This is a genomic window from Mucilaginibacter dorajii (assembly GCF_024808255.1).
GTDB lineage: Bacteria > Bacteroidota > Bacteroidia > Sphingobacteriales > Sphingobacteriaceae > Mucilaginibacter > Mucilaginibacter dorajii.
On the sequence record NZ_JANTYS010000010.1, the window covers coordinates 111,542 to 131,411 of the forward strand.

The following is a 19,870-nucleotide window of genomic DNA, read 5'->3' on the forward strand; positions in this document are numbered from 1 at the left end:
AAGAACCGCCATTGTTTCGTCATACTCCTTATCCATGAAGTTTTGTAAAACACGTTTGTCATCCTGAACATAGTGAAGGATCTTCTTCGCTATAAAAGTCTGCGATGAGCAGGGCGAAGAAGATCCTTCGTTCCTGCCAATGACAAGTCTGTAACTTGCTGATTATTAGAGTCTATTTTTACTTGTCATTTTCAATGCGATTATTTGCGCGCAAATAAAACTTACTCAGGATGACAAATCTTTTACGTCATTCCTACCTTCACCGTCCGCGGACTTTACAACACGCAATAACTATTCTTTTTACTTTATCGACCACACCCTATTAAAAGCTACAATTCCCCCCAGGCGTTATCCCCTCCTTATCAACGGTAAGCACTGGTTTGCCTTTTTTATAGGTAACTATCCAAATGGTATCAAAATCCTCATCGGGCCAGTTCATACCTTTAGTGGCTATTCCTAAAGCTTTCAATACAGGTTTAATATAGTTGTGTTCCCATACGATCAACGAAGTCCCTTTTTTGCCCTCCAAATCAGCGGCCAGGTCTTTGGCGTCTTCTTCTTCAAAATTGCTATTGATGGCTAAATTATATTTGATAGCAAATGGTGAAGCCGTTTGGAACATCCTCCCCCTCGGTGTGGATTTACCCAGGTGCAAAGCAGGTACATATACATGATCAGGGATACCGAATTTGGCTTTCAGCACTTCGGGGAGTTTTAAGGCCCGGTTTAAACCTTTGCAGGATAGGTTATCGCCATCATCCGGCTTTTCGCCATGGCGTATAAATATCAGTTTTGTGTTTTTATCCTGCGCGCCGGCAGTGCAGGCGGCAATGCATAACAGTAATGCTACCGCGGGTAATAGTATGAGTTTTTTTATCATAACAAAGGCAATATACAATTAGTAAGGCCCTGTTTCAAGCTTAGTCGACAGATACGGTTAAGCCTTCTTGCTGTAATATTTTACGGTAGATCTCCATCTCGGTAAATGAACCTTCCAGTACGGGGCATTTGCCTTCATTATGTACCTTAAAGGCTATTTTTTCGGCTTGTGGTTCTGAATAATCCAGGTACTTCATCATACAGTGGATCACATGATCAAAGGTGTTAAAATCATCGTTCCATAGTATCAGGCGGTGAACTTCTTTGAGTCCGGCCAGCAATTCTTCGAAGGTGAATGTTTCTTCCTGTGTTTCGGTTGGCATACGTAACTACAAAATTACTCAAAAACAATAATAAAATTAGTAAAATCGTGTTCAATTAGCTTAAAAAATCCCTGCTTAACAGTAAAGTTACCAAACCCAGAACACAACACCCCATGAAAAGAATTGCCACGTGCATGATCATCCCGGCAGCTTTGCAACTGCTTACCGTTACAGCAGCAAACGCCCAGGCCCCAAAAGCAGGGCAAAACACCTTACAGGCCCCGCCTGCCAACATTACCATTGATGGCAACCCCAAAGAATGGGGCGACAGCCTGCGCTACTTTAACAACGAAAAGAAGTTAAATTATGCCCTGGCGAATGACAAAACCACGCTATACGCTGCAATAAAGCTTACCGACAAGCTGGACCAGATGCGCACCCTTAACGCAGGCATTACCCTAAGCATTGATACCAAGGGCAAAAAAAAGGAAACTTATTCCTTAACGTTCCCACTGGCAGAGCCGGGTACCAAGCCCGATTTTGGCAAAAAGCCCGATGACAATTCCGAAATTACGCAGCAAGACCGCGACGACCTGATGCGCGAACGCATCACCAAATTACGTGATATTAAGGTAGTTGGCTTTAGCGATATTGAGGGCGATATGATCACCACCTCAAATACTTATGGTATTAAAGCCGCTATTGACTATGATGCCGAAGGTAACCTGATCTATGAACTGGCTATACCCCTGCATTTCTTTCATTCGGGGGATTTAGCTAAAACCGAATGGGCATTTAACTTTAAGATCAACGGTATCCAGAAGCCTAAGCCCGGCGATGGCGCAGAGGGTAGCGGAGGCGGATTTGGCGGCGGAGGCGGTGGCCGTGGCGGAAGAGGCGGCGGCATGGGCGGTGGTGGCGGCATGGGCGGCGGCGGTCGTGGCGGCAGAGGCGGCCGTGGCGGTGGATTGGGCGGAGGCGGCAATGCCCAGGGCGACCGTGCCGAGCTATCTAAATCAAGTGATTTTTGGGAAAAGTTCTTTTTAAATATAAATTGATTATTCGAGGTAAAAGCACAAAGGTGAAAGGTAAAATTTTAGCTATAATTTTTAATTAAACAACTAAAAATCAATGATTTAAAATCGGAACTTACAGCACCTTCCCGATAACCTCCCATACACCTTTGACGCACTTACGGAATCCTTGGCGCGCACTTTCCATGCACTTGCGGAGCACCTTTTAAATCCAATTATAGTGAGGATTAAAAATAATGGTTCAACCACCAACATACCAACCGTTCGGTATGTTGGTGGTTACATTATTGAACCATGTAAGTGTACACCTGCCGGCCCAAATTCCCACTAACATCTACCCCCTCTATAACTATGCGGTAAGTGCCTTTGGTATCAGCGTTGTAAAAAGAAAGCGTGGCGTTACCATCTTTATCAGTGACAATATCGGGCTTCCAATAAATGGCGGTCCGTAGGTCAAGTGTTTGGACATTTTCCTTACCTGCATCATATTTAGGAGCGTAAAATACCCTCGACTTGTAAAGCCCGTTTGACCGGTAGGTAATTACATCCGGGGTAAATTGTAAGGGAGCCTTTCCATTATATTTACGGTGGGTTAAAACCAAAACATTCCCAAGCCCGGTGGCAAAATCGCGTTGGCCGGTGGTTCTTAGTATTTCAACACCTTCTATCTCGGTTAAATTTAAGCTTTGAAAATATAAAGGGTCAATTACCATTCCGTCCAATATAATATTCATTACCCTATTTGCCCTTGTTGAGTATGGCAGTCCATTTTTAAAAATAACTCCTCTTAATCGGGTTGACAGATACTGACTAAGCGTTTGCCCGTTGGGTTCTTTAGGTATCATCACCGTTTGATCGGGAAAAACGTTACCACTTAAAGGCGCTTTTGATTCTTTGATTACTACCTCTTTTAACGAAATCAGCCGTCTATCCAGCTTAAGTTTCATTTGCTGTTTTATCTGCTTTTGATAGGGTGTGCCCATCGTGTCATTCTCCAACTGATTAAAAGAAATGTTCTTCCAGCTTTTAAAGGCTACCGCGGTATCAAGGCTAATATCCAGCTTCTTTTTATCGGCCGCGGTACGTGCCTGTATAACGTACTTCAGTGTGGTATCCGGATCTGTTATCAAGCCTTTAAAAGTAAATCGTCCGTTTTCGCTTGATGTTGTATCCAGTTTAAACCAGCCCCCCTTTGTGTTGTAGATCATTATTTTGCCATTGGGCACAGGCTTACCGCCAAATGTTTTTACAAACCCCGATACAGATAGCACAGCTTCAGGATCATAATTTAATTCGGGGTAAATATTGTTAAGTACCTGTTTCCATTCAAAGCGATGATAGCCCTGGGTAAGCATCAGTAAATCCAGGTCGGCGCTTGTTTTATCGTTTGTATTGGTAAAATAGTAGTTAGGTTGTTCAATGTACCCTTTGATATCGGATGTCAACAACAGGTTACATAATATACCATTTTCGGCGGTTGGATTTGCATCCACGAAGTCTTGGTTAATTACCGAAACCGAAAAGCTACCGGCAACCGGCTTACTATCCGCACTTGTAGCTTTCAGGTTCATGTTCACCATTTCCCGACTGGCGTAGGTTGCTTTTGAAGATTCGATACTTAGCTTCAATTCGTCGTTATGCTGTATGAAAGCTATTCGCTGGTTTAAAGGTTCGCCATTTTCTGCAAACAGTGTAAATTGAACAATACCTGTTGGAAAACGTTTTTTGTCTATCTTGGTGATAAAGCTTTGGGCCGATAGTGTAAACCCGGCAGCAAAATAAACCTCGCCGCCGGTCTGCGCAACCATGTAATACTTAGCTCCCTTTTTTACCTCAAACAATTTAGGTGATGATGCCACCCTGACGCTAATGGTATCCGCGGCGCTATTATTTACTGCAATAGCAAAACCATCATCCTGTGCTTTGGGCAGGTTAACCGTAAACTGCCTGCCATCTTTACGGTTTATTTTAGCCTTATAGGTTTTGCCCGGCTGTGGTATCAGTGCAAAAACGCCCATACCCAGGTGTTGGGTACTAAAAACGGCAACCTCTGTACCATCATTGTCAACTATGGTACCATTTACATCTTCGCCCATGCCGTGGCTGTTTATTGCTTTTATGGCAACCTTGGTGCGCAGGCCGTTAATAAGCGACCCGCCTTCAGGAAAAAATTGCACATCAGGGTCGGCTGCTGCTTTTTCTTTTTTTACCTGCACCAGCGGCTGAATATCGCTTATGAGGATAGATTGATCAAAAAAATAATCGGGTGCAAAATTGCGCATCCAACTGGTGTAGGCCCTTACATGGTAATTGCTGGTTTTAAGTAAAACCGGGATGGCAAAATCGCCCCAGCCAATGCCCGAACTTAGCGGGATAGCTATTTTGCTTACCATCGAATCCTTATCGGTAAGCAACTCTACATGCAATATATTGCTAATGGCCGATAAGCCATGACTTTGCCCGGCAACCGTATAAGCCTTAAACCAGATAGTATCACCAGGCGTGTAGTTGATTTTATTTAAATGCAAGTGTACCTTTTCTACAGGGTTCACATCGGTATACCTGTCAAGTGCAGTAACCGTCCGTTTTAAAAATGAAGTATCTGTTTGTGCAAAAGAGTTAAGTGGGGCAAGTAATAATACAATAAAAACGAAGGTCCAGGTAAGTTTCATACAATCAATAATGGGGATAATATACACAATTATTTATATATTCCAATAAACACTACTCCTCCTTATAAATATACACATGGCTACCAATATTGCCCTCAACATCAATACCCTGCATAGTTACCCGGTAGGTACCCCTTATATCCGCGTTAAAAAACGAAATTGAAGCATTATCCCCTTTATTAAGCTCAAGCAAACCTCTACGATAGGGAGGGCTTTTTTAAGTCTCCCCTACCGGGGGAGATTAGAGGGGGCCTACTCTACCTTATAAGTATAAACCTGCCGGCCAAGGTTTCCCTCAATATCTATCCCCTCAATTAAAACCCGGTACGTGCCTTTGGCATCGGCGTTAAAGAACGACATAGTAGTATTACCCTCTTTATCGGTTACTATGCCGGGGTTCCAGTAAATGGTTGAGCGCAGATCCTGCATTTGGGTGTTGGTTTTAGGATCATCATATTGCGGCGAGTAAAACTCCCTTGCTCTGTAATATCCCTTGGGCGCATAAGTAACCACGCCCGGTGCATAGCGGTTGTATACACCACCATCGCCGCCACGACGGGTGGTAATAACCAATACACCACCACTACCACGGAAACCATAAATGGCTGTGTTGCCTATGGTGCGCAAAACTTCCACGCTGCCAATTTCATCGGTATTTAAATTATCTAAAAAATCGGGCTCCACATAAACGCCATCAACAACAAGCTGCATCGGCTGACCGGGGCTGCGGGTTGAGTAAGCCACATTTTGTCCCTGGTTATTACGCCTTACAAGAACAAAACTTGCCTTCATTTGCAGCGCGTTGGCAAACGCCCCTCCAATGTTTTGAAAATCTTTATAAGTAAGCACCTGGTCGGCATTACCGCCACCGTTAAGGTTGTTTGAGTTTTTCATCAGTTCGGCGTTCTTATTCTGCCTGTCGCGCACTACTACTTCTTTAAGCAGGATGGTATGGTTACCTATGCCGAATTTAACGTCCTCGTTATACTTGCTTTTGCTATTTTTAAGGTAGGCTGCTAAACCGTTACCAATGCTCACCTCAATATCGGCAGCATTTTTATTTTTGCCGATGGGTTGCGCGGCAATGTTATCCAGCTCGATATCGATATTCTTGCGATCTTTAGCAGTACGGGCCTGTACCACAAATTTAATGCTATCCCTGAACACCAGGTTTTTAAAGGCAAAGTTGCCTTTCTCGTCAGATACGGTATCAATAATAAATGTACCGCCTGCCGTGGTCATTAAGGTTATTTTACCGCCGGGCACAGGTTTGCCGCCAAAAGTTTTTAGGTGCCCGCTTATCTGCAATGATTTTTCGGGCTGATAAACTATCGGTGCAAAATTATCGGCCAGTATTTTTTTCCATTCAAAACGGCGGTAGCCCTGGGTTAACATCAGCACATCCAAGTCGGCCTCAGTTGTGGCGTTAGGGTTGTGAAAATAGTACCCCGGCTTTTCAATATAGCCTTTAATATCAGATGTAAGCAGGATATTGGAAAGGATGCTCTCTTCGGCAGTTTCATCAACATTAACTTTCGACAGATCGATAACCGAAGCCGAGAAGCTGCCCATCACAGGCTCATTCTTAGGATTTTTAGCGTTGACGCTGACCTTCACCTTCTCGCGCGGGGCATATTTTTGCTTGTCTGACGATACGGTTAGGGTCATTTCATCTTTCTCCCTGATGAATACAAGGCGTTCATTCAATGCATCGCCTTTATCATTAAACAAAGTAAACTGTACAATACCCGATGGAAATTTGCTTTTGGGGATCACACTGGTAAAAGTTTTGCCGCCATCGGCGCTATTACCGGCATAATAAATTTCGCCGTTACTTTGCCCTACCAGCAATAAGCCGCCTGTTGGTGAAGCGCTTTCCAACAGATCTTTACCTGGCATTATTTTTACTGCGATATCATCATCGTACGAGTTATCAATATCTAAAACGTAGCCATTATCAACAGCCTTGGGCAAATCGAATGTACCTTCAGATCCATCGGCATAAGTAACATGCGCTTTATAGGTTTTACCGTTAACGGGCAACATTTTAAAAACGCCCATCCCCAGGTGCGTGCTGTTAAATGTTGCTACCGTTTGGTTTTGGTCATCAACAACAGTACCTTTTATATTAGCACCCAAACCATCAGCGGCAACGGCTTTAAAAGCCACTTTGCAATTAACCCCGTTTATTAGGTTACCACTTTCGGGGAAAAACTGTACATCAACCTTAGTTGATACCGCTTTAACAATAATGCTTTTTTCTACTATTTTTTTATCAAGCTTAATATTGGTTACTACCCTACCGGTGGCAGCCATATCGGCCGTAGTGTTTATAAAACTAACATTAAGGTTGCCGTTATCATCGGTAATGCCTTTACCATGGGCAATACTTTTGCCGTTTAACTCAATGTGGTAGCTTACTTCTTTGGCGTTGTAGGGGTCGCCATCAATATTGGTGTAGTTTATCAGGGCATTTACCTTCTGTTTGCCATTTTGCTGGCTGTAGGTAAAAGCTGTTTTGGTAAATACGGTATTATTAATGCTGTTTACAACAGTGAAGGTTTTATCAAAAAAATAGCCTTCGCCCTCGTTGCGCATCCAGTTGGTGTAGGCCCGGATGTGGTAGCTGCCTTCCTTCATGGAATCGGCCAGGGCAAAATCGCCTGCGGCAAGGCCGCTTGACAGCGGTAGTTTGATGCTCCGTTTTACAGAATCGTTCTCGTCTATCAAATCAACATTCAGGATCTCACTGAGGGCTGATAGCTGGTGTTTACTGCCAATGGTTACGTAGGCTTTAAACCAGATGTCGTCGCCTATGGCATAGCTGGGCTTATCAAATTGAAGGTAAACTTTTTCCTGCGGATGGTCGGCGCGCCATTTATAAAGCTGATCGACCATTTTATGTAAAAGATCATCGCCGGGTCCGGTAAAACTTAACATAGCAGTGGCCACAACGGCGGCAAGCAAACCGGCAAATAATTGTTTGTGTTTCATCAAGGTAAATAAAGTTCAATCTACAGAAAATATTATAATAATATTATAACATGTGTGTTACGGGCAGGGGCAAATTTTACGCTCGTAATTTCAGGCAGATGAATTAGTTAAGGTTTTGGTTTTCATGATATACGTAGGGTTGTAGGGTTAGGCGTTAGACGAGGCGGAGAATGGAAGGTTTAATGCGGTTGAGTTTTTTTTTCTGAACCGGGATTTTGAAGATTTAGCGGATTTTGGGGATTTTGATTCGCGGGTTGTAAAGTGATTTCGGGCCTTGTGGTTTGGACATACAATTTCCGATCTGGCGGCTAACTAAATGCGGGCCACAAGTGGGCGCTTGCGGCAGCAAAAGAAATCGCTTTTAAAGATTTGCGTAGCAAAAGGTAGCTCCTATGGAGCAAAAAAGCATAAACTTCTTGTTCTACAAATAGGTAGCCGCTATGCGGCATTCTTTCGTATTATTAAATATTCGATGCCGCATAGCGGCTACCCATTGTGCTCATTGAAAGATGTGACCTTATGCGGAAATGTTGAACGTTATTTCTCTGCTTATTCTACTCCAACTCATTAAACCCAATCAATCCAATCCAACCACTCACCTAAAACTTATTCTTCCACATCATGCTTTCAACAGGGCGGGTGGTAGGATTGTTGTATTTGGCGTCGCCTTTGGTATTGTACAGGGTTTCAATATCGCCCTCAACCACAAAATAAATAAGCTGCCCAATGGGCATGCCCGCGTAAATACGTACGGGTTGGGCGCAAGAGATTTCCAGCGTCCAGGTGTTACAAAAACCTACGTCGCCTTTGCCTGCGGTGGCGTGAATATCTATGCCTAACCTGCCGGTGCTTGATTTACCTTCTAAAAAGGGTACGTGTTTATGGGTTTCGGTATACTCAACCGTTACACCCAGGTAAAGCGTGTTGGGTTGCAATACAAAGCCCTCTTTCGGAATTTCAAAGGCATCTATTTCATTGTGTTTTTTGGCATCAAGCACCCTATCGCGGTAAGTAGCCAGGTGTTTGCCCAAATGCACATCGTAGGAGTTAGTGCCAAGACAATCGCGCATAAAGGGTTCAATAATGATGGTTCCTTTTTCTATTTCTTCCAGAATGCGCTTATCAGATAATATCATGGCAGGTGTTTTTAATGAGGGGGCAAAAATATAAAAATTACCACAAGCCGCTTCACCTTTTAATCAAACAATGTTGAAATTGATTGTGGAATAAAAAACTGCTCACATTTCATTAAAAATCAACAGTTTATGAATATGATTTAGCAATTATTATAATTAAATTTATTTCACATAAGTTTGCATCCTATTTTGCAATTTTACTTATATGGCTATAGCATACAGGCAGCATATTGATGACGATACAGAGTTTGCGCTCTGGAAAATTGAGGAGGAAGCCAACGACCTGTATGTACAGCTACAATTGAACGAAGAAGAAAAGGCCTACGTTGAAAAACTAAGCAACGGCAAACGCCACCTGCACTGGCTGGGCACCCGTGTGCTGCTTCGTAAAATGCTGCGTACCGATGAATACATCGACTGTAAGGTTGATGCCCATGGTAAACCCTACCTGGTAAACCTGCCTTACCATATTTCGCTTAGCCATTCTTTTGATTATGCCGCGGTGATGATTAGCAGGACCCATAAAGTTGGGATTGATATTGAGCAGATCAAAGAAAAGGTAGAGCGCATTGCCCGCAAGTTTATGCAGCCGCAGGAACTGGCCTTTATTGCCGAAGAAAAGAGAATTGAGCACCTGTACGTTTGCTGGTGCGCCAAGGAAGCGGTTTACAAATGCCATGGCCAAAAGGAAATATCCTTTGTAGATAACATTTTTTTAGAGCCTTTCAATTTTGAGCATCATGGCGTGTTAGATGCACGCCTGCAAAAAAATGAGCTTAATATTGATTATACCGTAGGCTACATGCAATACCAGGATTACATGATAGGCTATGTAAAAGGAGACGTTTAATGAAAAATAAAAGAGTTTTTTTTGAAGACTGGGGACTGATAGATTACCAACAGGCCTGGGATAAGCAGGAGCACCTGTTTTCGGCAACGGTACAAACCAAACTGCATAACCGCAACAGCGAGCTGGCCTATGCCGAAGCCACCAAAGCGCATGTGCTGGCCGATACCTACACGCTGTTTGAACCCGATGAGACTTTTAATTACCTGGTATTTTGCGAACATCCGCATGTGTACACCTTAGGTAAAAGCGGCAAAGCCGAGCACCTTTTATTAGATGAGCAGGCCCTTAAAGATAAACAGGCTACTTACTATACCATTAACCGCGGCGGTGATATTACCTATCATGGCCCTGGCCAGATAGTATCTTACCCGATATTGGATCTCGATAATTTTTTTACCGATATACACCTGTATCTGCGTACGCTGGAAGAAGCGGTGATCCTTACCCTGGCCGATTATGGTTTAAAGGCTGGCAGGTACCCCGGTTATACCGGTGTTTGGTTTGATGCCGATAACGAAAATGCCCGTAAAATTTGCGCCATGGGCGTGCGCTGCAGTCGCTGGGTAACCATGCACGGACTGGCCTTTAACGTTAATCCCGATTTAAGTTACTTTAAAAACATAGTGCCTTGCGGTATTGATGATAAGGCTGTAACCTCCATGCAGCAGGAGTTGGGGCATGAAGTTGATATTAATGAAGTTAAAAAAATCCTTAAACACCATATTTCCGTATTGTTTGATATGGAGATGTTGTAATGAAAGCAATTGTTTTAATTTTATTTTCGATAAGCACCCTATCGGCGTGCTCAAAAAAAACCGATCCGATGTTTAGCAATACCAATACTACTACACCGCCAGCTACAACTACGCCCGTGGCGGCAACCGATACATTGAGCTACCTTGCCCTTGGCGATTCATATACCATTGGCCAATCGGTTACCGCGCAGGAGTCATTCCCTTATCAACTTGCGGCGCAAATCCCCGGGTTTAAAGTAAAGGAACCCGTTATTATTGCGCGCACCGGGTGGACAACAGGCCAGTTGATACAAGCTATAAAAAGCAGCGATATTAACGGTAAGACCTATAATTTTGTAACCCTGCTCATCGGCGTAAACGACCAATACAGTGGCAACAGCAAGGATGATTACCGTTTAAAGTTTGTGGATGTTTTAAACACAGCCATCAAATTTGCCAATGGGAATAAAAACCATGTATTTGTGCTATCTATCCCCGATTATGGTGTTACCCCCTTTGCCAACGGCAATGACGCCATAATAGGCCCCGAGATTGACCAGTTTAATGCCATCAACCTGGAAGAAAGCAACAAGGCCGGGGTTACGTATATCAACATTACCCCCATATCAAAATTAGCAGCCAATGATCTTACCCTGGTGGCTAACGACGGCCTGCACCCATCGGCCAAAATGTACAATATGTGGGTGCAGCAATTGGTGCCCCAGGTGCTGAAGGTGTTTAAAAAGTAGCGGTCGGAAAGTGGGGAAAACGCATCTTTACCCTGTCATGCTGAGTTGTAAAATTTCGCGAAATTCTGAAGGTGGAATGACAATCAACTTTACTTCCACCGTCATGCCGAACTTGTTTCGGCACCCGATATGCTAAGTATACTTCATGCGGGAAACCTGCCCTGTGGGGTCCTGAAACAAGTTCCAGGATGACAAACGTTTTACAACATGTCATGGGTAGTTTTTAAATCCTGCGGACTATGAAGGAGGAAATGACAATCACCATTAACCCCGCCGTCATGCCGAACTTGTTTCGGCACCCCACTCGCTAAGTATACTTCATGTGGGTAATCTGTCCTGTGGGTTCCTGAAACAAGTTCAGGATGACTCCATTTTTATAACTTGTCATGGGTAGCCTGTCGAAGCACGCGGTCGAAGCCCTCTGCGCACGTCCTTCGACAGGCTCAGGATGACCCGCCCCTTTTCAACAACAATAACTTGCCATGGGAAAGAACGAAGCAGCAACATAATTCCATAGCCCCATTTGCACTTCCAAAGCCTCATCTGCACATCTGTAATCTAAAATCTGCACATCTACCCTAACACTCCGGCAAGCTTATCGGGATATTGATAGCCAGGCCACCATCTGATGTTTCTTTGTATTTGGAGTTCATATCCAATGCGGTTTGCCACATGGTTTTTACTACGGCATCCAGGCTTACTTTGGCTTTTTCGGGATTACTTTGCAGGGCCAGTTGTGATGCGGTAATAGCTTTAATAGCCCCCATCGTATTGCGTTCGATACAAGGGATCTGTACCAGGCCTCCTATAGGGTCGCAGGTGAGGCCAAGGTGATGTTCCATGGCAATTTCCGCAGCCATGAGTACCTGGCGCTGTGTGCCACCCAGGCATTCGGTTAGGGCAGCGGCCGCCATTGCCGATGATACGCCAATTTCGGCCTGGCAACCACCCATGGCGGCAGATATGGTAGCCCCCTTTTTAAAGATACTACCAATTTCAGATGCGGTAAGCAAAAACTGGATGATCTTCTCTTCGGTAAAACTATCGCAAAATACAATATAATATTGCAGCACAGCAGGGATAACACCCGCGGCACCGTTGGTAGGCGCGGTTACTACCCTTCCAAAAGAAGCATTTTCCTCGTTAACCGCCAGGGCAAAACAGCTTACCCAATCCAAGGTATTTTTAAAACCTTCGCCGGTTTTACGGATGGCGGTTACCCATTCATCGTAATTAGTGTAGGCATTATTACCTATTAGTTTGCTATTCAGTTTAAAAGCACGCCGGGCTACATTTAACCCGCCGGGCAAAAGACCGGTAGTATGGCAACCGCGGTACATACATTCTTTTAAGGCTTTAAAAATATTAAGCACACCTGCGCGCGTTTCCTGTTCGGTACGCCAGGCCAGCTCGTTTTCCATCACCACTTCCGAGATCCTTAAGCCTGTTTTAATGCACCAATGCAGCAGATCAGCAGCTGTATCTATCGGGAAAGGCAGATCAACCTCTTGTTTGTTTTGTGCTGATGCGCCATCTTTAACCACGAAACCGCCGCCGATAGAATAGTAAGTTTCAGTTACAGCTTTACCATTAAGCAAAAAAGCCTGGAAGGTTACTGCGTTGGGATGAAAAGGTAAACTTTCATTATATAAAAACATCAGGTCATTTTCAACCGAAAAACTGATAGGTTTAATGCCTCCCAATATTAACTGTTGCGATATGGTGATATGCGCAATTTTTGGCGTAACCTGGTCAACCTCAAAAGTTACCGGGTCATCGCCGCTTAGGCCAAGCAGAATGGCGATATCGGTACCATGGCCCCGGCCGGTTTTAGCCAGTGAGCCATATAGCAATATCTGTACCTGCTCAACCTGTGGTAGTACCTCCTGTTGCACAAGCGATTGTACAAATTGTTCGGCGGCACGCCAGGGACCAAGTGTGTGTGAGCTTGACGGGCCAATGCCAATCTTAAACATATCAAATACCGAAATCTGTTCTCTTTGCATCAGGCCAAAATTAAAAATAATATACCAATAGGGCTTTGTAATAAATGTGATAGGATGTTTAATTTTTATTTAAAAAATTTATAATTTGCGGTAACTAAAACTTACAAAAAAACCACTAAACCTCAAAAAAATGAACGATTACAGTTCTTCTTCCGGCTCGCCAGCAGCATTTGCACTCTTTGGTGTAATGATGATCCCAAGTTTGATCATCGGACTCATTTGCATTATTAGCATGTGGAAATTATTTGAAAAAGCCGGCAAACCAGGCTGGGCAGCAATTATTCCAATTTACAACGTTATTGTAATGCTTGAAATTGTTGGTAAACCTGTATGGTGGATCATCTTGTTTTTGATCCCATGCGTAAATATTATTTTCGCTATCTGGACAATTAACCTGCTTAGTAAAAGCTTTGGCCAAAGCGAAGGGTTTACCATTGGTCTTATCTTACTTCCATTTGTATTTTATCCAATTCTTGGCTTTGGTAATTATCCTTATATAGGCCCTGCCGGTGCAGGTTTTGCAGGTGGCTTTAAACCTTACGATCCATCTGTTGATTATAAAGATCCGTTCAACCCTAATACGCCGCCGCAGGCTTAATGCTGCGCGGTTATATCACATTAACACTATTTTGCAGTCAGCTGGGTTTTATCCACTGGCTGCAAAATCATTTAATACCCTGTCCATTTAAATATATTACCGGCATTGATTGCCCGGGCTGCGGTTTCCAGCGGTCGGTTTTAGCGCTCATCCAGGGCAATTTGCATAAAAGCTTTAGCTTATACCCACCAGCCATTCCTCTTTTGCTTTTTTTTGCCTACGGCCTTGCCGATGGCTACTTCAAACTCGATACCAAAAACTCGACGGTAAAAAAAACACTGTTTATGATTGTAGGCAGCATTGTTTTAGTGAGCTATGGCATAAAAATGTACGGGCTATATCGCCATTACAACACATCGGCCTGAGCTACAATGTGGCTGTAATCTTTAATAATGGTTTGTAAAAACAGCATATCGTTCATCTCGGGCGGCGTGGTTACGCCTAATAACTCCCTGATGCGTTCGGCCATATTGTAAACCAGCACACTGTTGCGTGTTTTAATGTAACTGTTTATTACCTCGTTTATCAATTCAATATCCTGGTCGCTAAGGTTAGCCGCGGCGGCAAAAACGGGCTGGTAATTATCTTCGGATGGTTTAAAGGCTATGTTATTCATTTTGGTGCGGGGTACGGTACGGATCAATGAAGTACCGGCAACCATATCACCCAACCGTTGCGATTTATCAGAAACCGCCACGCAAATCAATCCACATAAATGGGATGATAAGGTAAAATCAACTATCCTGAACAACCAGCGCAACAGGTACTGGCTAAACCGCGGCCGGGCACCATCCAAACTGATCACTTTAATTTTCATTACCCGTTTGCCAACACTTTGCCCGTTCATGATGCTTTCGCAAATGAGATCGTAAAACACAAAAAGCACCGCGTAAGCTATCGCAAGCACAATCCAGGCAATCTTGTTCACCATTCCACCGCTGCTAAAAATAATTATCGAGGCAATCATAATGGCAACAAACATGGCCATATCAATTAAGTAGGCCACAATCCGTTCGCCAAGGCCGGCTACTTCATAGTCAATATCAATGTTTTGCGATGTGGTTATCCGTATGGTTTGCATATAATCAAATATAAAAGCTAAATATGTTTTTTTTAGTTGATATATTTCGCTTTTGTAATTATTTTAACGAAATATTTAAACTGTTGATCACTCCATGCGCGAACCTCTATTTGTAAAGCAAAATTCTGCCAAATGGAGCAGGTATGAGCAATTGCCGACTGATGACCCGGATGAACTTGCCGACAGGTTTATTCAAATAACCGACGACCTGGCTTATGCCAAAACATTTTACCCCAAATCAAAAACCACCACCTATTTAAACGGGTTGGCGGCTGGGCTGCATCAATCCATCTACAAAAACAAAACAGAAAAAAGCAATCGTTTTTTAACGTTCTGGAAGTATGAGTTGCCCCTCCTTTTTAAAACCTATCAAAAGCAACTGCTTTACGCCTTTATATTTTTCATCATTTTTTGCGCAATAGGTGCTGTTTCGGCCAGGTACGATGAAAATTTTGTACGCCTTATTATGGGCAATGAGTATGTGGATATGACCAACGCCAACATTGCCAAAGGCGACCCTTTTGGCGTATATAAAAGCAGAGACGAAGCGTTGATGTTTTTAGCTATAGCAGGCAATAACATTTATGTATCGCTGGTAACCTTTGTAAGCGGTATTATATTTTCTGTGGGCTCGGTTTATTTCCTGTTTCGCAACGGCATTATGCTGGGTTCTTTTCAGTATTACTTTTTCAGCAAGGGCCTGGGGGTAAAATCAATATTGGTGATCTGGATACATGGTACTTTAGAGATCTCCTCTATCATGATTGCCGGTGCCGCCGGTTTAATATTAGGCAACAGTTTTTTATTCCCCAAAACTTACACACGGCTGGCCTCATTAAAAAGAGGAGCTAAAGATGGCATGAAGGTAGCCATTGGTATTGCACCTATTTTAGTTGTAGCGGCTTTTTTTGAAGGTTTTGTTACCCGTCATACCGAAATGCCGGTTTGGCTTAGTGTTACTATTTTAAGCGCATCGTTCCTGTTTATTGTATGGTACGTAATTATATATCCCAATAAAATTTATAAAACCCTAAATCATAATGCCTCCAAAAATTGAATTAGCTAAAACCCGAGATTTTGGTGAGTTGATTAGCGATACCTTTTTATTTATGCGGCAAAACTTTAAGCCGCTGCTCAAATACTTTTTCACTTTTGCCGGCATTTTCGTAGCTGCAGGTGTTATAAGCACCACCATGTACCAGTTAAAAGTATTAAATTTTGCCGTTGCCGATGGACAGGCAGCTGCCAGCGGTGGCCTGGAGTACCGCCCATCTATATGGCGAATGTTTGGGGTAGAGTATTTTGTGATGATCATCTGCTCTATGTTAACCGTTATCATTTTAGAAATCACTGTATTAAGTTACATGACCCTTTATAAAGAAAAGGGTAACCAGGTACCTACCAGCGAAGAGGTTTGGGCCTATATCAAATACTACTTTTTAAAGGGTTTCGGCAGCTCGATCCTGCTCAATATTTTAATGGCGATCGGTTTTCTTTTTTGCTTTTTACCGGGATTCTATTTAGCGCCAATATTTGCATTGGTATTACCCATTATGGTAATGGAAAATACATCTTTCGGCTACGCCTTTAACCGTAGTTTTGTATTGGTAAAGGATAACTGGTGGGCAAACTTTGGCACACAGGTGGTGGTATGGATCATAGTTTATGTTGGGATTATGCTGTTTAGCTTGCCCGCCAGCATTTTCACCATTGTAAGCACCTTAACCCACGCGCAAAAAGGCGGCGCTGCCGCTACCGTAACTTCGGTGCCGTTTGCTTTTGTTACCGCGTTGCTCAGGCAAATAGGTTTTATACTCGTCATTATTCCCTGCATTACTTTAGGCTTGTGCTATTTTAACTTAACCGAGGGTAAGGATGGCACAAACCTGTTAAACAGGATTAATAAACTGGGTAATATTGCGCCCGATACGGATTTACCGGTTGAAGAATATTAGTATGCTACGCCTGCTTTGTATTTTCCTGTTAGCCTTTTCCGTACATACTACAGGTAAAACTGTTGCACCTGTTAAGGTAAAAAAAGCGCCGTTGGTATTAAAAATGGATACCGCACAGGTAAATGTGCGCCATTTTGATAGCGTGGCGTTAAAAACGTACAGCAAGCAGCCGGAGTTTCAGTACCAGGAAGACGATGGGCAATCGGCCCCATCCTGGTGGACACGCTTTTGGCGATGGTTTTGGAATTGGCTTAGCGATCTGTTTAAGCCAATGAAATTAGGGAATCATAAATATAGTCAATTTGTACAGGTACTGTTATACATTTTACAATACCTGGCAATTGGTGCGGGCTTAGGCGCGCTTGTTTTCCTTGGCTTAAAAATGGCCGGCATAGATATGCTCAACATATTCAGGCGTAAACCTATGGGGGCCAACCTGCCTTACCAGGAATCGTTAGAGAACATTCACGATATTAATTTTGATGACGAGCTGGAGAGGGCTGTTGCCCAGCACAACTACCGCCTGGCCGTACGCTTACTTTACCTTAAATGCCTTAAACAGCTTAGCGATGCCGATTTGATTAAATGGCAGATAGATAAAACCAACAGCGCCTACATCAATGAACTTACCAATCCCGATCAGCGCCGCGTTTTTAAAACATTAACCCTGCAGTTTGAGTACACCTGGTACGGCGAGTTTGCTATTGATGCAACGGTTTTTAAAAATATCAATGCTTTATTTATGGATTTTAAAAAGGGCATTGTATGAGGGATTTTAAAATTTATATATCCATTGCCAGCATACTGCTTATCATTTACCTGGTAGCCCAGTACAATAAACCCAACGCGGTTAACTGGCAGCCCTCCCTGGCCAAAAATGATAAGATTCCTTTTGGTACCTTTATTTTACATAACCAGCTTAGCCAGCTGTACCCCGAAGCCACATTGGTTAATACCAATAAATCTATCTACAACGTATTTCATAACGATAGCCTGCAAAAGGGCAACTATATCATCATCGCCAAAAACATAACCCTTAATAAATTTGATTTTAAGGAGTTGCTGAAATACATTAACGCCGGTAACTCGGTGTTTATGTCGGCATTTGAGTTTAAGGGCTTTTTTGCCGATTCATTACAGATTGAGTCGCGGGCAGAAAACTCGGCTAAAAACGTATCGCTCAATTTTGTGAATAGCAAGCTAAAGGCCGGCAAAAACTACGTATTTAACCGCGATGTTGTAAACCAATATTTCAACAGCCTGGATACGGCAAAGGCTACCGTTTTGGGTAAAAACTATGCAGAGCATTGTACGCTCATCAGCTATAAATTTGGCAAAGGCACGCTTTACCTGTGCTCAACACCTGCTGCATTTACCAATTACAGCTTACTTACCAAACAAGGTGCCGACTATGCAGAAAAAGCATTATCGTACCTGCCGCAGGCCAATTATGTATACTGGGACCAGTTTCAGAATGGCGATATCCCCGAAGACGCGTCGCCGCTACGTGTGTTTTTTGCAAACCCGGGTTTGCAGTGGGCCTACTACATCAGCCTGTTTGGCATATTGGTATATGTAATTTACGAGATGAAACGCCGCCAGCGCATTATCCCTATTATTGAGCCGCTGCAAAACTCCACGCTGGAGTTTGTGAACGTAGTGGGCCAGGTTTATTACGAGAAGCGCGACAATGCCAACATCGCCCATAAAAAAGTAATTTATATACTGCAGCATTTCAGGGACCAGTACCGCTTGAAAACCAACAAACTCGACCCTGAATTTATTGATGACCTGAGTAAAAAAACAGGGCTTGATATAGCCTATACTACCGACCTGATACACGCCCTTATTTTCATTAGCGCGCAACACCAGGTTACCGATTCGGAATTGATACGACTTAACAGACTAATAGAAAAATTTTACAGCCAAACCGGATATAATGGAAAATGATTTTTTTGAACAACGAACCGACATGAGCAGGCTAAGCCAGGCGGTTGACCAGATTAAAGCAACCCTGGCTAAAATTATTGTCGGGCAGCATGATTCTATTGATCTGCTGGTAGCCGGTATTTTGGCTGATGGGCATATTTTAATAGAAGGCGTACCCGGTGTGGCTAAAACCCTAACCGCCAAATTGATTGCCAAAGCTATCGATGCGCAATACTCGCGCATACAGTTTACGCCCGATCTGATGCCTTCTGATATCCTGGGCACATCGGTATTTAACCCTAAACTAACTGAGTTTGAGTTTAAACAGGGGCCTATCTTCGGTAACATCATCCTTATTGACGAGATCAACCGGGCACCGGCCAAAACGCAATCGGCCTTGTTTGAGGTGATGGAAGAAAAGCAGGTAACTATCGATGGTAAAACCTACAAAATGCAGGAGCCGTTTACCGTACTGGCTACACAAAACCCGGTTGAGCAGGAAGGCACCTATCGCCTGCCCGAAGCACAGCTGGATAGGTTTTTATTTAAAATAGAGATCAAATACCCAACGCTGGAAGAAGAAATCCAGATCATCACCCAGCAACATCAGCAAAAAACCAGCGATCAGCTGAGCAACCTTAGCCCGGTATTAACTGCCGCCGAAATTATTGCTTTAAGGCAGCAGGTGAAAGCTTTGCACGTAGAGCGTAAACTGTTGGAATTTACTGCCAAAATTGTACATGAAACCCGCAGCCATAAATCATTATACCTGGGTGGTTCGCCAAGGGCATCGTTGGCCATGATCAATGCGGCAAAGGCGCTGGCAGCTATTAAAGGACGCGATTTTGTTACACCTGATGATATTACTTACGTGGCAGCACCTGTTTTAAGGCACCGTGTAATGCTTACGCCCGATAAGGAAATGGAAGGCTTAACGCCCGATGATGTGATTGCACAGATCATCCAAAAAATAGAAATACCACGATAACC

The 19,870-nt window shown here is 43.4% G+C and carries 18 protein-coding genes; 11 read left to right on the top strand and 7 right to left on the bottom strand.

Annotated features, from left to right (window positions below):
* Positions 1–322 precede the first annotated feature (322 nt).
* Both FHS10_RS15335 and FHS10_RS15340 read right to left on the bottom strand, forming a co-directional pair.
* Positions 323–880 carry a histidine phosphatase family protein gene (locus FHS10_RS15335; RefSeq protein ID WP_259091948.1) on the bottom strand — a complete coding sequence of 186 codons (558 nt, stop codon included), beginning with the start codon at positions 878–880 and terminating at the stop codon, positions 323–325.
* Between the two features lie 40 nt (positions 881–920).
* Positions 921–1,202 (bottom strand): ATP-dependent Clp protease adaptor ClpS, encoded by a 282-nt coding sequence (locus tag FHS10_RS15340; protein WP_259091950.1) that lies wholly within the window; start codon positions 1,200–1,202, stop codon positions 921–923.
* Positions 1,203–1,315: 113 nt separating this feature from the next.
* Here FHS10_RS15340 and FHS10_RS15345 point away from each other — a divergent pair, with 113 nt between their 5' ends.
* Entirely contained in the window at positions 1,316–2,200 is an 885-nt protein-coding gene (locus FHS10_RS15345) for a hypothetical protein (RefSeq protein ID WP_259091953.1), read from the top strand.
* Between the two features lie 260 nt (positions 2,201–2,460).
* Here FHS10_RS15345 and FHS10_RS15350 read toward each other — a convergent pair whose 3' ends face one another.
* The 3 genes from FHS10_RS15350 to dcd form a co-directional block, all read right to left on the bottom strand.
* The gene (locus FHS10_RS15350) at positions 2,461–4,848 is read right to left on the bottom strand and encodes a carboxypeptidase-like regulatory domain-containing protein (RefSeq protein WP_259091961.1); all 2,388 of its coding nucleotides are present in this window, start codon (positions 4,846–4,848) and stop codon (positions 2,461–2,463) included.
* A 252-nt stretch (positions 4,849–5,100) separates the two neighbouring features.
* A complete protein-coding gene (locus FHS10_RS15355) occupies positions 5,101–7,842 on the bottom strand; it encodes a TonB-dependent receptor (RefSeq protein ID WP_259091962.1) in 2,742 nt (913 codons plus the stop codon).
* A 599-nt stretch (positions 7,843–8,441) separates the two neighbouring features.
* A complete protein-coding gene (gene dcd / locus FHS10_RS15360) occupies positions 8,442–8,978 on the bottom strand; it encodes a dCTP deaminase (RefSeq protein ID WP_259091964.1) in 537 nt (178 codons plus the stop codon).
* A gap of 205 nt (positions 8,979–9,183) precedes the next feature.
* Here dcd and FHS10_RS15365 point away from each other — a divergent pair, with 205 nt between their 5' ends.
* The 3 genes from FHS10_RS15365 to FHS10_RS15375 are packed head-to-tail and all read left to right on the top strand — an operon-like array spanning position 9,184 to position 11,311.
* Positions 9,184–9,828 (top strand): 4'-phosphopantetheinyl transferase family protein, encoded by a 645-nt coding sequence (locus FHS10_RS15365; RefSeq protein ID WP_259091966.1) that lies wholly within the window; start codon positions 9,184–9,186, stop codon positions 9,826–9,828.
* Positions 9,828–10,583, top strand: coding sequence for a lipoyl(octanoyl) transferase LipB (gene lipB / locus FHS10_RS15370; protein WP_259091968.1), 756 nt, complete (start codon positions 9,828–9,830; stop codon positions 10,581–10,583). The genes FHS10_RS15365 and lipB overlap by 1 nt, the downstream gene beginning before the upstream one ends.
* The gene (locus tag FHS10_RS15375) at positions 10,583–11,311 is read left to right on the top strand and encodes an SGNH/GDSL hydrolase family protein (protein WP_259091970.1); all 729 of its coding nucleotides are present in this window, start codon (positions 10,583–10,585) and stop codon (positions 11,309–11,311) included. The genes lipB and FHS10_RS15375 overlap by 1 nt, the downstream gene beginning before the upstream one ends.
* A 578-nt stretch (positions 11,312–11,889) precedes the next feature.
* On the opposite strand, the gene FHS10_RS15380 is transcribed toward FHS10_RS15375, so the two are convergent.
* Positions 11,890–13,317, bottom strand: a complete 1,428-nt coding sequence (locus tag FHS10_RS15380) for an L-serine ammonia-lyase (protein WP_259091973.1) — start codon at positions 13,315–13,317, stop codon at positions 11,890–11,892.
* Between the two features lie 130 nt (positions 13,318–13,447).
* On the opposite strand from FHS10_RS15380, the gene FHS10_RS15385 reads away from it, so the two are divergent.
* Both FHS10_RS15385 and FHS10_RS15390 read left to right on the top strand, forming a co-directional pair.
* Positions 13,448–13,915 carry a DUF5684 domain-containing protein gene (locus FHS10_RS15385; protein ID WP_259091976.1) on the top strand — a complete coding sequence of 156 codons (468 nt, stop codon included), beginning with the start codon at positions 13,448–13,450 and terminating at the stop codon, positions 13,913–13,915.
* Positions 13,915–14,280, top strand: a complete 366-nt coding sequence (locus FHS10_RS15390) for a DUF2752 domain-containing protein (RefSeq protein ID WP_259091978.1) — start codon at positions 13,915–13,917, stop codon at positions 14,278–14,280. The genes FHS10_RS15385 and FHS10_RS15390 overlap by 1 nt, the downstream gene beginning before the upstream one ends.
* On the opposite strand, the gene FHS10_RS15395 is transcribed toward FHS10_RS15390, so the two are convergent.
* Positions 14,262–14,996 (bottom strand): RDD family protein, encoded by a 735-nt coding sequence (locus tag FHS10_RS15395; protein WP_259091981.1) that lies wholly within the window; start codon positions 14,994–14,996, stop codon positions 14,262–14,264. The genes FHS10_RS15390 and FHS10_RS15395 overlap by 19 nt on opposite strands.
* Positions 14,997–15,090: 94 nt before the next feature.
* Here FHS10_RS15395 and FHS10_RS15400 point away from each other — a divergent pair, with 94 nt between their 5' ends.
* The 5 genes from FHS10_RS15400 to FHS10_RS15420 are packed head-to-tail and all read left to right on the top strand — an operon-like array spanning position 15,091 to position 19,868.
* Positions 15,091–16,053, top strand: coding sequence for a stage II sporulation protein M (locus FHS10_RS15400; protein ID WP_259091983.1), 963 nt, complete (start codon positions 15,091–15,093; stop codon positions 16,051–16,053).
* Positions 16,037–16,951 (top strand): glycerophosphodiester phosphodiesterase family protein, encoded by a 915-nt coding sequence (locus FHS10_RS15405; RefSeq protein WP_259091986.1) that lies wholly within the window; start codon positions 16,037–16,039, stop codon positions 16,949–16,951. The genes FHS10_RS15400 and FHS10_RS15405 overlap by 17 nt, the downstream gene beginning before the upstream one ends.
* 1 nt (position 16,952) lies before the next feature.
* Entirely contained in the window at positions 16,953–17,720 is a 768-nt protein-coding gene (locus FHS10_RS15410; protein WP_259091989.1) for a DUF4129 domain-containing protein, read from the top strand.
* A complete protein-coding gene (locus FHS10_RS15415) occupies positions 17,717–18,901 on the top strand; it encodes a DUF4350 family protein (RefSeq protein ID WP_259091991.1) in 1,185 nt (394 codons plus the stop codon). Before FHS10_RS15410 ends, FHS10_RS15415 begins: the two co-directional genes overlap by 4 nt.
* Complete coding sequence (locus FHS10_RS15420; protein WP_259091992.1) at positions 18,891–19,868, top strand: AAA family ATPase; 978 nt, start codon at positions 18,891–18,893, stop codon at positions 19,866–19,868. Before FHS10_RS15415 ends, FHS10_RS15420 begins: the two co-directional genes overlap by 11 nt.
* Positions 19,869–19,870: the final 2 nt, after the last annotated feature.

What these genes read in the sequence shown, in the direction of transcription:
- FHS10_RS15350 (WP_259091961.1), bottom strand. Translation starts at nt 4,848, where the DNA reads ATGAAACTTACCTGGACCTTCGTTTTTATTGTATTATTACTTGCCCCA.
- FHS10_RS15420 (WP_259091992.1), top strand. Translation starts at nt 18,891, where the DNA reads ATGGAAAATGATTTTTTTGAACAACGAACCGACATGAGCAGGCTAAGC.
- FHS10_RS15355 (WP_259091962.1), bottom strand. Translation starts at nt 7,842, where the DNA reads ATGAAACACAAACAATTATTTGCCGGTTTGCTTGCCGCCGTTGTGGCC.
- lipB (WP_259091968.1), top strand. Translation starts at nt 9,828, where the DNA reads ATGAAAAATAAAAGAGTTTTTTTTGAAGACTGGGGACTGATAGATTAC.
- dcd (WP_259091964.1), bottom strand. Translation starts at nt 8,978, where the DNA reads ATGATATTATCTGATAAGCGCATTCTGGAAGAAATAGAAAAAGGAACC.
- FHS10_RS15390 (WP_259091978.1), top strand. Translation starts at nt 13,915, where the DNA reads ATGCTGCGCGGTTATATCACATTAACACTATTTTGCAGTCAGCTGGGT.
- FHS10_RS15405 (WP_259091986.1), top strand. Translation starts at nt 16,037, where the DNA reads ATGCCTCCAAAAATTGAATTAGCTAAAACCCGAGATTTTGGTGAGTTG.
- FHS10_RS15380 (WP_259091973.1), bottom strand. Translation starts at nt 13,317, where the DNA reads ATGCAAAGAGAACAGATTTCGGTATTTGATATGTTTAAGATTGGCATT.
- FHS10_RS15395 (WP_259091981.1), bottom strand. Translation starts at nt 14,996, where the DNA reads ATGCAAACCATACGGATAACCACATCGCAAAACATTGATATTGACTAT.
- FHS10_RS15335 (WP_259091948.1), bottom strand. Translation starts at nt 880, where the DNA reads ATGATAAAAAAACTCATACTATTACCCGCGGTAGCATTACTGTTATGC.
- FHS10_RS15340 (WP_259091950.1), bottom strand. Translation starts at nt 1,202, where the DNA reads ATGCCAACCGAAACACAGGAAGAAACATTCACCTTCGAAGAATTGCTG.
- FHS10_RS15400 (WP_259091983.1), top strand. Translation starts at nt 15,091, where the DNA reads ATGCGCGAACCTCTATTTGTAAAGCAAAATTCTGCCAAATGGAGCAGG.
- FHS10_RS15415 (WP_259091991.1), top strand. Translation starts at nt 17,717, where the DNA reads ATGAGGGATTTTAAAATTTATATATCCATTGCCAGCATACTGCTTATC.
- FHS10_RS15345 (WP_259091953.1), top strand. Translation starts at nt 1,316, where the DNA reads ATGAAAAGAATTGCCACGTGCATGATCATCCCGGCAGCTTTGCAACTG.
- FHS10_RS15365 (WP_259091966.1), top strand. Translation starts at nt 9,184, where the DNA reads ATGGCTATAGCATACAGGCAGCATATTGATGACGATACAGAGTTTGCG.
- FHS10_RS15385 (WP_259091976.1), top strand. Translation starts at nt 13,448, where the DNA reads ATGAACGATTACAGTTCTTCTTCCGGCTCGCCAGCAGCATTTGCACTC.
- FHS10_RS15375 (WP_259091970.1), top strand. Translation starts at nt 10,583, where the DNA reads ATGAAAGCAATTGTTTTAATTTTATTTTCGATAAGCACCCTATCGGCG.
- FHS10_RS15410 (WP_259091989.1), top strand. Translation starts at nt 16,953, where the DNA reads ATGCTACGCCTGCTTTGTATTTTCCTGTTAGCCTTTTCCGTACATACT.